Here is a 12613-nt window from a genome sequence, read left to right on the forward strand (position 1 = left end):
GAAGAAATCAGCGTGATCGCCTATCAAGCTCCTTTCCGTTTCAACAAGCTGTGGCTGGGTGCGTTTCTTTTTGTTTCGTCGCACTCATTCGCAGAACTGAAGGTCACGTATGGGGTGCCTGAAGGGTTCAGTGCGGTCGAACTCGACGATAGCGCGAATTATGTCGGGACGTTCAACGGGCGCACGCTGCCGGGGTTCATCAGTTATTCGTCAGCCAACACGTCGCTCCAGTTCGATGCGGCCAAGTATGCGGCGAACGGCATCTTGCCCGCCGACGTCGACACCATCCGGGAAGTCATCTCGAAGCTCGACTACAAGCGTTGCAGCAAGGGGTGCGACGTCGAGATCGCCGGGTACTACGTCACGGTCGACAAGCTGAAGCGGTCGATCTCGATCCGCGATTCGCGCGATGACTACATCGCGCCGGAAACCGGTTTCGGGCTGGTCAACAACCAGGCGGTCGACTTGCGCGCGTCGTCCGACGGGTACCGTGCCGTCAACGTGAGCGGCAACACGTACGTCGGGCTTCCGTTCCAGAGCTTCGGCTACATGAGCTGGTACGCGAACCGCTCCGAAACGCGCAATTACAGCGGCGGCCAGCAGGGGCTGTCGTCGTACTACCTGCAGAAGAACTTTTCCCGCACGTACTTGCGGGCAGGTAAGCAGAACAATATCGACTACGAGGCCGGATCGGTCAGCACGCTGCTGACGCCGAGCTTCGACCAGTTCGTGACCGTCGGCAGTCAGACCCATCTGCGGGTCGACACCAACACCGGCTCGCTGATCCTCTATTCGTCGGCCGAAGGCAACTACGAGTTCTACCGGAATGGCCGGTTGATCCTGAAGCGGCCGGCCGTGCTCGGCCGCAACGAGATCAGCTTTGCCGATTTGCCGGGTGGCTACTACTCGGTCGAGATCCGGCTCGTCGACCGCAACGGTAACGTGGTCAACCGGGAAACCCGCGAGGTCAACAACCTCAATTTCGGCGCGAGCAGCGGCAACGCATGGCACGTGACGGCCGGCAAGGAGATGGGTACCGGCGGCTATCTGCTCGAAGTCGCGATGAGCCGGAACTTCAAGCAGTTCTATCTCAACGGATCGATGCTGGCCGGCCAGAGCGGCAAATGGGCGGCCGAAGTCAACGTCACGCGGCCAACGCGGCTGGGCGGGGTCGACGTCACGCCCACGCTGGGCCTGTTGAGCGGGGAACGCAGCACGGGCGGCTACGTCAACCTGTCGGTGGCGAGCGAGGCGCTCGGCAGCCTGATGGTCAGCCGCTATCAGAACACGAACGTGTCGCGCTTCTACTTCGGTCAGCCGAGCACGGGTGTGTCCTACAGCCGCCTCTTCCGCGGGGTGACGTTCAGCTACAACTATCAGCGCTCGAAATTCAGCGAGTCGCAGCAGGCCGAGGCGCGCTGGAACTACCGGCCGAACGGTCTGTGGGGCACGTTCGCGCTGGGCGTCCAGAAGGGCAGCTATCAGGGCAGCGGCGGCTATGGCGTGTATTTCAACATGACCATGGTGCTGGACAAGGTGCAGGGCAGCTTCAGCGCCGCGCATGCGCGCGGGCAGACCCAGCTCAGCGGCGACGTTCGCAAGGATTTCCAGGACAGTTTCGGCACGACGTCCGTCGGCCTGTCGGCGAGCCGGATCGGCACCGACTACGGCGTGAACGTCTACGGCACGCGCTCCGGCACGCGCGGCGACGCGTCGCTGAACCTCGGGCAAAGCAGCTCGGGCAGCAACGTCGACTTCAACTATCGCGGGATGGTCGCGGCCAGCAAGCAAGGCGTGGCGTTCGGGCGCTACAGCTCGAGCGGCAGCGCGATGTTGTTGAAGACGCCGAATATCCCGGGCATGAAGTACGGCTTCAACGTCGAGGGCAGCCCGGTTGCGGGCAACAGCACGTATGCGGTGCCGCTCAACGCTTACGCCGACGTGCCGTTCGCACGCGTGATCAGCAATAGCGAAACGATCGACATGAACGTCGAAGTGCCGGCAAACATCGTTCGGGCTCACCCGGGCCAGGTTTATGCGGCGAAGGCGAAGGTCGACATCAACATGGTGTACAGCGGTTTCCTGAAGGATATGAACGGCAACCCGCTGAGCGGGAAGTTGCTTGAAACCGGCGACAAGGTGCACCCGAACGGTTTGTTCTCGATCGTCAGCAAGGAGATGCTGTCGCAGATCACGCTCGACCAGAACGGGCATCGCTACACGTGCAGCCTGAAAGACGCCAACGGAAACGACTTCCGTTGCCAATGACGATGCATTCAACCATATCCAGGAATTGACGACATGATCCACAACTTGCGAACCACGCTTCCGATTCTATGTGGCCTGCTGATTGCGGCGTCTCAACCGGCCAAGGCCGAAGGCGAGCTGATGGTGATGCCGGCCACGACCAAGGTGTTCAGCGCTCACGATCAGCACGTCACCGTGAAGAACATGGGCGACGCGCCGCTCTATCTGACGATTTCGGCCCAGAAGGTGCTGAATCCGGGCAAGACGCCCGAACAGAAAGAGGACATCGGCAACCTGCCGCATCCCGGCATGCTCGCGAGCCCCGACAAGCTGACGCTCGGGCCGAACCAGACGCGCTCGATCGTGCTCAAGTCGCTCGTGGAGCCGGCCAGTGAGGAACTGTATCGGCTCTATATCTTGCCGGTCAGATCGCTGAAGGTCGACGACGCGCCGCAAGACAGGATCACCGCGCCGATGTCGGTAGCCGTCGGGTATGGCGTGCTTGTCCGGCATATGCCGCCCCCCGGCAAGCAACGTAGCGGCTGGACGCATCGCTGCGAAGATGGCGGCCTCACCCTCGAAAACACCGGCAACGTGCGGGAAGTCTTCACCGATGTGAAATACGACCAGGCGCCCACCGCTCAAACCATTGCCGTCTTTCCGGGCACGCCGCAGCACTTCGCGACGAAGCGGATGTCGCTCACGGTCGACGACAAACCGCACACGCTGGAGTGCTCGTGATGGGCGGTGCGTCGCGTATTGCGCTGGGGACGTTGGCGGCGCTCATGTGCACGTGCAGCATGGCCGCCGGCGTCCTGAAGCTGTCGCGCGCGGAGTTGACACTGGAGCCGGGCCAGCCGGCGGGCGAGCTCTACGTCGAGAACGCCGGCGATACGCCGCTCTATCTGGATGTCGAACAACATCTGCTGCTCAATCCGGGCGATACGCCGGAGCGTCTGGTGCCGGTCGGGGAAGTGGAGAAGCCGACCCTGCTGGTGTCGCCTGGTCGATTGGCGGTGGCGCCCGGGCAGAAGTATCGCATCGGGTTGAAGGTGCTGGCCGTGCCGTCGCAGACGAACGTGTGGCGGATCACGTTCAGGCCGAACGAGCGGATTCTCGTCGATGCATCGTCGAGCGACGGTGCGCCGGCACCGTTATTCGTCAATGTCGGCTATGGCGTGGTGATCTACCAGCACGGGGCGGCGAAGCACTGAATCGTCCATGCGACGGCATGGGCTTGCGCCTTCGGCGCCGTTGAAGGTGTGAGCAATCGCGTATCGCGCGCCGGGCCGACGAAGGTGTCCGTCATGTTGCCGTATCCGCCAGCACGCGGAAATGTGCGATCGGGTGAGATGGTGAAATGGATTGAATATTAAGCGAAAGGATTAAATCGATGGGCAGGATAGAAATCATCAAGTACTGGCGGAGTTGTGCGTTGGCTGTATGTCTTTCCGTGCTTTCATTTAATGCATCCGCCTTCATACTCGAAACCGCGAAAGTCATCGATAGCTATAGCGCGTGCAGGTGGAAGAACAATGGCGATGGAACCAGCACGCTCGGTGTCACGATAAAATTCCGCCCGGCCGCCGGCAATCACGGGAATGTGGCATACGTCTCCCGAGGGATACTGGTGTACAACTACGATCGCATGGGAAATCTGAGGCCCAGTACCACGGCGGCCAAACGTATTATACTGAATGGCAGCTATAATTTTTCGTCTTATGTCGGAGACGGTTACGCCATTTATTATGGTTTGTCGACTGAGTGGAGAACTGAGAGAGCTTTTACGGCCAACATCGAGGTATTGATCGACAATTCCCAGATAGCGGACTGGCCTGGAATGTCCCTTCGTGCCGCCAACTACACGCAGGGTAACGATTTCGGCGAGGTAACGGGCGCAGCCTATCTCACCATGGCGAGCACCGACGGTACCTGCATCGTGCTGGACCCTGCGAAGCCGCCGCCACCGGCGCCGTCGTTTGTTCTCGACACGGTCGCGCCGGATTGGGATCTCGGCGAACTGCCGCGAGGGGAAAGCCAGAAGACGCTTGCCGGTGCATCGCAGCAGCTCTGCTTCACGTACACGGGGTTTGCCAGCTCTGGCAATTTCGTCATTAACGCGACGAATGCGAACGGAATGTCCGGTAATCGCTATCTGCTCAGGAATACCAGCAAGCCGGAGCAAACCGTTCCGTACAGCGTGACGCTGAACGGCGGCAGCGCGAATTTCCCGTTACCGAACATCGGCGCCAGCGCGATCAGGCTGAACACTGGCAATCGCACGTGTTTCGTGCCGACATTCAAGACGTCCGTTGGCATGTCCGCGGGGGCTGGCGACTATAGCGACGTGCTGTTGTTCACGGTCGTGACGAAATCGTAGGAGTGGACATGAAGAAAATCATCCTGAGCGGATCGTTGGCGGTTCTGGCTTTGGTGCCGACGTTTGCGTCGGCGCAAGTTGCGGCGCTCACCGGCAAGACCGAAAGCAGGGTCACGGCAAAGGTGATTCGCCCGAACAATCTGATCATCACCGACGACAAGGGCGGCTGGTTCGGGCAAGGCCTGACGATGCAGCAGTTAGGCGCGTGGGATACCCCTTACGAGGTGAAGGCGCGCCTGCGCGTCGTATCGACGACGGGCACGTTTCAGGTCCGCATGGACCAGCCGCTGGACATTCGTAACCAGGCGAAACCGACGCTCGCGTTCCGGAAGCCGGTCGTCAGCATGGGCGCCGAAAACGCCGCCCTGAAGCAGTTCACCGTCGGGCAGGCGATCGAATTCGTGAATCCGGCGCCACCATCCGAGGAAATCGACTCGGAAGGCTACTATACGCTTGACGTTTCCGCGTATCCGCCGGAAGGCGATTTCAAGAGTACGACCGGAACCTATACAGGTACGCTGTCGCTAGTCTTCGAGCCGATCGTGCCGAAACAGAAATAGCGCGGCCGCTGCTCGCGGCATCGCCGCCCGGGTTCATGATCGTTCGCCCGCGCGCGAGCGGTGCATTTTACCGATCGTCGTTGATTTCGCTTTTTCGAGCATGACGCGCACGTGAGCGATAACCGGCAAGACGCCCCTCCGGCATGTTTCAGCACGATGCCGATTCACCGAGACGCGAACATGAAACTGCACACATTCTCTTTTTCGATTGTGCCGATTGCGGCAGTGATCGCCGGGTTCATATCGAGCCCGGCGCTTGCCGCGATCGACGTGCTTCCGAAGGAAATCACGGTTGGCTCGAATACGACGAACGTAGAGATCGTCAACAACGGCGACCGGCCCGAGTACGTGACCATTTCGCTGTCTCGTCTGCTCAATCCGGGCGTGCCGCTGGACGACGAGAAGCTCGAACCCGTCGGAACCCTGGCCAGGCCGGCGCTGTATGCGTATCCGTTCAAGCTGAGTCTTGCGCCCGGGCAATCCAAGAAGATCGTGTTGAAAGCGCTGCAGCCGGTGCAGAACGAAACGGTATATCGGCTGGACGTCAAGCCCGAAATCAAGGTGTCGACCCAGGAGCAGCAGAACACAACCGGCAGTATTGTCGTCAACTTCGCATTCCGCGCACTCGTGCGCCAGTTGCCCGAGAGTACGCGCGAGGCACTGTCCGTCGCGTGCGATGCGCACGGCGCGCTTCTGACGGCGACCGGCAACATACGCTATGCGGTGAAGGATGCCACGGTCGACGGGCAGGCAGTGCCCCGCTTCAATGTCTACCCGGGGGTGCCGCGGCCGCTGCAAGGTCGTGTCGTCGAGATTCCGGGGTATCCGGCGTGTCGCGGCGATTCCGCCCTGCCGGGCGCGAAACCGTCCCGCGTCGACGGACTGCCGCCAAGCTTTCTATCAACTTCCTCGAACTGAGCTTCCCCCCCGGCTCTTCGCGTTTCAACGGCCCCGGATGATGCCGCGGCTTCCCCCCGTCCACTTCCGTCCACCGCGTTCGTCGTGTCGCGGAATGGATTGCCGGTGCGGCCGGCCGGCCCCGCTCAGCCGAGCAGGTAGCGCAGCAGGCCGGCCGACACGACGCCGACGATGACGGTCGGCAGGATCGACAGGCGCGTCGCCGCGAGCAGCGTGATCGCGAGCGCGAGCAGGTCGGCGGGGCGTGTCGACACGAAGGCCGGCGCGATCACCGAAATCAGCACGCAGCCGGGCACGTTCTCCATCACCGAAGCCATCCGCGGGCTCAGCGTGCGGTTGCGCAGCAGCACGTAGCCGAGAATGCGCGACAGGTACGTGGTCGACGCCATCAGCACGATCGTCGCGACCGTGCCGAAATCCGGAAGCTCAGGCATCGCGCGGCTCCCACAGCAGCGCGGCGATCAGCCCCGCGCAGGCGCCGGCCGCGACATACCACGCACCGGGCAGCGCGAGATGGGTGGCCGCCGCGACGACGAGGCTCACGAACCACGGGCGGCTCGCGCGCACGCCTTTCCACATCCCGCGCAGCAGCACCAGAAACACGGCCGTGAACGCCATGTCGAAGCCGTACTGTTCGACGTTGCCGATCGTCGGGCCGACCGCCGCGCCGAGCGTCGTCATCGAGATCCACGTCAGATAGAGCCCCATGCAGATGCCCGCGTAATAGGGCACGCTGATGTGCGTGGCCGAGCGCTCGCGCGCGTCGGCGAGCGACATCGCCCAGCTCTCGTCGCACATGAAGAACAGCGCGACGAACGCGCGGCGGCGCGGCAGGCGCCGGATATAAGGCTCGAACGCGGCGCCCATCAGGATGTGGCGCGAATTCACGAGAAACGACATCGCGACGATCAGCGCGATATGCGGCGGCGACGTCCACAGATGGATCGCCGCGAATTCGGAGCCGCCGCCGAAGTTCAGGCCCGTCATCATCGGCACCTCGAACAGGCTCAACCCTTTCTGCGCGGCCTGCGCGCCCAGCACCAGCGCGAACGGCACGAAACCCAGCATGACGGGCAGCGCCGCGCGCAAACCGCGACCCATCTCGGCGACATGGGCGGGCCTGTCGCGAAGCCCGGACGACGTTGAAACGCTACTGCTCATTACTCCTCCTTCGGGGGAGGGATTGTCTGCTTTTTTGACTCGAATCGGGTTGCGTTGTGGCCATATTTTTCTCAGAATTTGGCATTGAACGCGTGATACGCGAATTTTTTGGAATCAGGTGCCAAATGAAGCTTGACGCTATCGACCGCCGGATCCTGAGCGCGCTGCAGCGCGACGGCCGCATGCAGAACGTGGAACTCGCGCACGAGGTCGGGCTGTCGCCGTCGCCGTGCCTGCGGCGCGTGCGGCTCCTCGAGGAAGCCGGCGTGATCGAGAAATACGTGGCCGTGCTGAATCCCGCGAAGGTCGGCAAGGGGCTGACGATCTTCACGCGCGTATGGCTGAAGGGGCAGGACGCGGAATCGGTGAACCGTTTCGCCGAGGCCGTCCAGCAGATGCCGGAAGTCGTCGAATGCCACCTGATGGCCGGCGACTGCGATTTCCTGCTGCGCGTCGTCGCAGCCGACATCGACGATTACCGGCGCTTCCAGATGGAATACCTGACGCGCATTCCCGGTGTGCTGAGCGTGAAGACCGACATTCCGATGCAGAAGGTCAAGCTCACGTCGGCGCTACCGACCTAGCAAGGAGTGGGCGCGTGGCGGCGCATCGATGCGCGGTCATCGCGCAGTGACAATCGCCCGATAAACTGATGGGGTGGGTCGCGTCGCACAGGATGAGCCGTGCGATCGCCCACTGTTCGATGTGCAAGCAACTAACGGTCAATGCCGATGCAGTCGGCCCAGCGGCGCGGCGTGGCGCGCCGGGTCGTGCGTCGGTGCGGATGCGTTTTTTTCTGTCGAGTCCTGCATGCAGCCATTCAATACGCCGTGGAATTCACTGGAAATCGTCAAGCTCGTGCTCGGCGTGCTGACGCCGTTGTCGGTCGCGTGCCTCGGCTGGCTCGTCGCGCGCCGGCTGAAGCGGCTCGAACTCGTACAGTGGACCAACCAGCGGCTGATCGAGAAGCGGCTGGCGCTGTACGACACGGTTGCGCCGCAACTCAATGCGCTGCTGTGCTTCTACACGTGGATCGGCTACTGGAAGGACATCTCGCCGGACGACGTGATCCGCGCGAAGCGCGACCTCGACCGCACATTCCACATCTACCGTTACCTGTTCGACGACGACGTGTACGACGCATATCACACGTTCATCCATGCGCTGTTCGAGATGCATACGGGGCCGGGCCGCGACGCGCGGATCCGCTCGCTGATCCAGGCGCCCGACGGCGACCGCAGCGTGCACGGTTCGTATGAATGGAAGCCGGCGTGGTCGGAGCGTTTCGCGACCGCGAACGTCGTGCCGAAGGACGACGTGCTGAAGCATTACACGCAGTTGATGGAGCGGCTGCGCGTGGCGCTGGGCGCGACGCGCTGACGGCTTCGGCGCTCGCGCGCCATGCCGGTATTGAAATCCGTCATGGAAGCCGACCGTTTCGAGCGTGCGTGATTCACGCGAACGAGATCACGAGCCTCTTGCCGCAAGCCGCCGCATACTTGCGCAGCGTATCGACGGACGGGGAATGCTGCCCCGTTGCGAGCGCACGCTCGAGTCGCGTAATGGCGGGCGCTTTCGTGCCCATCCGTTCCGCCACATCGGCTTGCGACAAGCCAGCCTCTCGCCGCGCAGCCAGCATCGCGTCGAGCAGCGCGAATTCCTCGCGATTCAATCGTTCGTATTCCGTGCGCACCGCGGGGTCGGCCAATGCCCGCTCACGTAGTTCCCTATACGTTGCCATCTCGAACCTCCTTCAATCGACGACGCGCGATTTCCGGTTCCTTCAGAGGTGCCCTTGGCGTCTTCTTCACGAAACAGTGCAGCATGACGATACGCCGCTCGACGAGCGCGCAGTAAAACACTCGGGCAATACCTTCCGCGCCCTTCTATCGCATTTCGTACAGGCCGTTTCCCATCGGTCGGGAGTGAGGCTTCCCGAGATTCGGACCGTACCGCTCCATTCGGTCAGCGAGTGCAAAGTACCGGGCAAGCAGGGTCGTCGGCAACGACGCGACTCCCGCCGCTACACGGTCGTTGAAGAACTGGATCTCGTAACCATGAGTCGACATAGTAACAAATATGTTATGTTGCGGCAAGAACGACGCCGGGCCGCAGATGCGGGCACAGGCGGTTGGTCACACGTGAGGGAGTTCGCGACCGTATTTCTTGGGTCGGAGATATCGATGACGATGCACGGAACCGAGCGCGCTCGGGAATTCGGGCCCGGGAAGCAGCGCGACTCGGTGTCAGCGTGGAGTGGGTACCACGGATTCGCGACGGGGTTAGTTCCGCCCCGCCACCGCGAGCCGCGCCGCCAGCCCCACGAACACGGACCCGAGCAGATACTGCGGCACCTTCGACGGCCGGCGGCGTGCGCCGATCCGCTGGCTCAGCCGGCTCGCGGAGAGAATCACCGCGCCGTTCACAACGATCCCGATCAGGTTGAGCACCGTCGCGAGCACGAGAATCTGCACGGCGATCGAGCCATGTTCGGGCCGCACGAACTGCGGGAACAGCGCGAGCACGAACAGCGCCATCTTCGGGTTCAGCAGGTTCGTCGTCAGCCCTTGGCGGAAGATCGTCGCGGTCGAGTGGCGACGTTGCGACGCGACGGGCGACAGCGCGGTCGCATCCGAACGGAAGGTTTTCCACGCGAGATACAGCAGATACGCGGCGCCAGCGAAGCGCACGACGTCGTACGCGAGCGGCACCGCGACGAAGAGCTGCGACAACCCGAGCGCCGCAGCGAGCGCATGGCAGTAGGTGCCGGCCTGAATGCCCGCGAGCGTCGCGAAGCCTGCGCGCCGGCCCTGGCTCACGCTGCGGGACGCGATCAGCAACATGTCCGGGCCGGGCGTGGCGGTGAGCGCGAGACACGCGCCGGAGAACAGCGCGAGCGTGGAGAGATCGATCATGGCGGCCCCTTTTGCCGGTGCGGCGTTAAAGGGAGGTCAGTTTAGGAGGGCGCCCGAGGCCGGTCAATCGAGCGAACGGACGATGGCCCGATGGCCAGACGGCACGCATCGCGCGTGTGCCGCCTGCACGCCACTCACTGTTTGCGGCAAGCAACCTGATAGTCGATCACGGTGTTCTCGGAAGGCTTGTCCGGCGCGCCACCCACCGTGGTCACGCCGAGCACGCCGGCCGCGTTCCGGTAGCGCAGCGCGCAATACCCGACGCCGGTGCCCGAGCACGCTTCGGCTTCGACGATGCCGTGCTTCGCGAGCGTTGCAGCGCCATCCGCCGCGTCCGGCTTTTCGCGCGGACGCAGCGGCTGCCAGCCATGCGCGATCAGCATCTTGCGTGCCGCGTCGAGCGGCTTGCCATACACGTTCGGCACGACCGCGCGGCCGTTGCAGTGCGTACTTTCGGCGGCGACGCGGGTCAGCCGCAGGCCGCCGCTTTCCGCGTGCAACTCGCCGACGGGCGCGCCGGGGCCGTCGCCGCCCCAGACGAGCAGCGCGCCGTTTTCCAGACGATCGACCGAGCCGAGCTGCCAGCCGGCCTTGCGCGCGGTGTAGCCGAGCGCGACGAGCGTCGTGCCGTCGAAGACGCCGATATTGCCGTTGCGCGCGAAGCAGATCGCGCTCGTGCCGGCGTTGAATCCGCTTGCGAAGGTCACGACCGTATAGCGCCCGAGCGGTGCCTCGGACGTCACGATCCAGTCGCGCTGCGCGACTTCGCGGCCGGCGGCCGTGGTCGTTTTCGCGCGATATTGCGCGCAGAACGGATCGAGCGCACCGCTTTCAGGCGAGTGCGGCAGCGTGCCGAGCGGCACGAGCGACGCGCCGGCGATATCGGAGCCCGTGCGCAGCGGCTCGGCCGATGCCGCGCCGCCGAACGTGGCGCCGGCTAATACCGCGATCGAAACGATCGAAGCAAGATTGCGGGCGAGCGGTGAGGCAACGGAAAGGAACACGCGGGCTGTCTCCGGGGAAAGTGGGGCGGGCGCGGCAATCGCGTTTTTCCGCCCGTCCATCACGGTTGCGCGCACCGCCAGGCGGCACGCGCGTGTCGCCAACGACTCAGCCCTTCGCGACCACGTCGATGCGCAGCGCATCGCCGCCCGCGACGATCGCCAGCAGGCGATCGACGTTCGGATGCGCGCCCGGACGATTGCGCGCGTCGGCCGTATGCTCGGCGAACACCGCGAGGCCGTGCTCGGCCGCTTTCGCGTCGAGCGTGCCGAACGCCTGCTTCAGATAGTGGTACACCGCGAGCGAGCCCTGCTTGCCGGGCTGGTTCTCGATGGTCGCGACCACGTCGCCGTTCGCGCCGACGAGATCGATGCGCGCGATGCCGTCGATGGCCGGCAGTTGCGCGAGGTTGTCCTTGAATACTGCGGTCGGTTGAATCACTGAAAACACTCCGTCGGTTCGGTCATGGGCCCAGATGCGTGGCCGGCCGTATCTTATCCGATCGGCGCCGGCGCGCCGGCCGTGCGCCACGCGAGCGCCGCGCCCGCGAGCTGTAGCGTGCCGCCCGTCAGCATCGCGACTCGCAGCCCGGTCGCACCACCGCCGCACGCGTCGTACAGCGCGCCCGGCATCGCCCCGCCGAATACCGCGCCGGTCATCCGCGTCACGTTCATCAGCGATGCCGCCGTGCCGGCGCGTGCGGCGTCATGACCGCACGGAACCGGTCAGTACGCCCGCCTCGCGCGAGCGCTCGATATCGGGGCTGCGATACGCATGCTCGGGAATCTCGGCGAGCCGCGACGCATGCACCTGCCGGGGCGCCAGCCCGTAGAACTTCTGGAAGCTCATGATCAGCGGCGACCACTTGTCCGGATCGATGCGGTCCGGATGATCGTCCATCAGCAGGTCGGGATGCACGTGCACACGCTGGATGCGCACCTCGAACACACGAATGCGGCCGCGCAGGTCGGGCATGTCGTCGCCGATCCCGTGCGTGGCCGCGACGACCGCCTCCAGATGCACCGGGCATTCGAGCGCGCGTGGCGGTGCGACGGTTTGCGACGCGGCCTCGGTGAGCCCGGCCGTGCCGAACTTGTCGGGTTCGAATGCGTAGCCTTTCGCGCGCTTGCCGTCGGGCACCGGATACGTGCCCGTCGTGCGCGCGATCCGGTCCACGGCGTCCGCCTGCGCCGACGACGGCAGGTTCAGCACGCATTCGCCGGTGCGCAGCAGGTTGCGCGTGGTCTGCGAACTGGCGGCGATGCCGAGCACACCGCGCCAGCCGAGCCAGAACGCGGACGAGATCGGCGCGAGATTGGCCGTGCCGTTTTCGTTGAGCGAGCTGACCAGCACGACGGGCGTGCCGAAGTAGAGGATGTTCGGTTCGGTGACGCAATGCGGCGCGTTCATGGTCGAGTCCTTCGGTGACG

General features: G+C 63.9%; 16 protein-coding genes and 1 pseudogene. 8 read left to right on the forward strand and 9 right to left on the reverse strand.

All coding sequences use genetic code 11. The features are described 5' to 3' along the window. The first annotated feature begins 12 nt into the window (after positions 1-12). From CFB52_RS17005 to CFB52_RS17030, 6 genes are all read left to right on the forward strand, one after another. Positions 13-2268 (forward strand): TcfC E-set like domain-containing protein, encoded by a 2256-nt coding sequence (locus CFB52_RS17005; RefSeq protein ID WP_099317007.1) that lies wholly within the window; start codon positions 13-15, stop codon positions 2266-2268. 33 nt (positions 2269-2301) lie between these two features. Further along, on the forward strand, positions 2302-2988 hold the full coding sequence (locus tag CFB52_RS17010) for a hypothetical protein (RefSeq protein WP_059576228.1): 687 nt from the start codon (positions 2302-2304) through the stop codon (positions 2986-2988). Further along, a complete protein-coding gene (locus CFB52_RS17015) occupies positions 2988-3461 on the forward strand; it encodes a hypothetical protein (protein ID WP_099317008.1) in 474 nt (157 codons plus the stop codon). Before CFB52_RS17010 ends, CFB52_RS17015 begins: the two co-directional genes overlap by 1 nt. Positions 3462-3640: 179 nt before the next feature. Further along, entirely contained in the window at positions 3641-4627 is a 987-nt protein-coding gene (locus CFB52_RS34255; RefSeq protein ID WP_063892420.1) for a hypothetical protein, read from the forward strand. Positions 4628-4635: 8 nt separating this feature from the next. Continuing rightward, positions 4636-5187: a hypothetical protein gene (locus CFB52_RS17025; protein ID WP_059576219.1), complete on the forward strand. Its 552-nt coding sequence runs from the start codon at positions 4636-4638 to the stop codon at positions 5185-5187. A gap of 180 nt (positions 5188-5367) precedes the next feature. Beyond that, on the forward strand, positions 5368-6105 hold the full coding sequence (locus CFB52_RS17030; protein ID WP_099317009.1) for a hypothetical protein: 738 nt from the start codon (positions 5368-5370) through the stop codon (positions 6103-6105). A gap of 125 nt (positions 6106-6230) precedes the next feature. On the opposite strand, the gene CFB52_RS17035 is transcribed toward CFB52_RS17030, so the two are convergent. After that, the gene (locus tag CFB52_RS17035; RefSeq protein WP_099317010.1) at positions 6231-6539 is read right to left on the reverse strand and encodes an AzlD family protein; all 309 of its coding nucleotides are present in this window, start codon (positions 6537-6539) and stop codon (positions 6231-6233) included. Beyond that, positions 6532-7266 (reverse strand): AzlC family ABC transporter permease, encoded by a 735-nt coding sequence (locus tag CFB52_RS17040; RefSeq protein ID WP_059576213.1) that lies wholly within the window; start codon positions 7264-7266, stop codon positions 6532-6534. Before CFB52_RS17040 ends, CFB52_RS17035 begins: the two co-directional genes overlap by 8 nt. Before the next feature lie 125 nt (positions 7267-7391). Here CFB52_RS17040 and CFB52_RS17045 point away from each other — a divergent pair, with 125 nt between their 5' ends. Next, on the forward strand, positions 7392-7850 hold the full coding sequence (locus CFB52_RS17045) for an Lrp/AsnC family transcriptional regulator (protein ID WP_006486309.1): 459 nt from the start codon (positions 7392-7394) through the stop codon (positions 7848-7850). A 226-nt stretch (positions 7851-8076) separates the two neighbouring features. Further along, a complete protein-coding gene (locus CFB52_RS17050; RefSeq protein WP_059576210.1) occupies positions 8077-8646 on the forward strand; it encodes a hypothetical protein in 570 nt (189 codons plus the stop codon). A 73-nt stretch (positions 8647-8719) separates the two neighbouring features. On the opposite strand, the gene CFB52_RS17055 is transcribed toward CFB52_RS17050, so the two are convergent. From CFB52_RS17055 to CFB52_RS17085, 7 genes and pseudogenes are all read right to left on the reverse strand, one after another. Next, on the reverse strand, positions 8720-9007 hold the full coding sequence (locus CFB52_RS17055; RefSeq protein ID WP_060314794.1) for a helix-turn-helix domain-containing protein: 288 nt from the start codon (positions 9005-9007) through the stop codon (positions 8720-8722). After that, positions 8994-9335, reverse strand: a pseudogene (locus CFB52_RS17060) (type II toxin-antitoxin system RelE/ParE family toxin). Before CFB52_RS17060 ends, CFB52_RS17055 begins: the two are co-directional and overlap by 14 nt. 213 nt (positions 9336-9548) lie before the next feature. Then, positions 9549-10181: a LysE family translocator gene (locus tag CFB52_RS17065; RefSeq protein WP_059576201.1), complete on the reverse strand. Its 633-nt coding sequence runs from the start codon at positions 10179-10181 to the stop codon at positions 9549-9551. A 134-nt stretch (positions 10182-10315) separates the two neighbouring features. Further along, entirely contained in the window at positions 10316-11185 is an 870-nt protein-coding gene (locus tag CFB52_RS17070; protein WP_059576198.1) for a PASTA domain-containing protein, read from the reverse strand. Between the two features lie 106 nt (positions 11186-11291). Continuing rightward, entirely contained in the window at positions 11292-11624 is a 333-nt protein-coding gene (locus CFB52_RS17075; protein WP_059576195.1) for a DUF2322 family protein, read from the reverse strand. A gap of 53 nt (positions 11625-11677) precedes the next feature. Next, entirely contained in the window at positions 11678-11857 is a 180-nt protein-coding gene (locus tag CFB52_RS17080; RefSeq protein ID WP_059576192.1) for a hypothetical protein, read from the reverse strand. A gap of 31 nt (positions 11858-11888) precedes the next feature. Further along, positions 11889-12593 (reverse strand): flavin reductase family protein, encoded by a 705-nt coding sequence (locus CFB52_RS17085; RefSeq protein WP_099317011.1) that lies wholly within the window; start codon positions 12591-12593, stop codon positions 11889-11891. Positions 12594-12613 lie beyond the last annotated feature (20 nt).

This window comes from Burkholderia sp. AU18528 (assembly GCF_002223215.2).
In the GTDB taxonomy this organism is placed as follows: Bacteria; Pseudomonadota; Gammaproteobacteria; order Burkholderiales; family Burkholderiaceae; genus Burkholderia; species Burkholderia semiarida.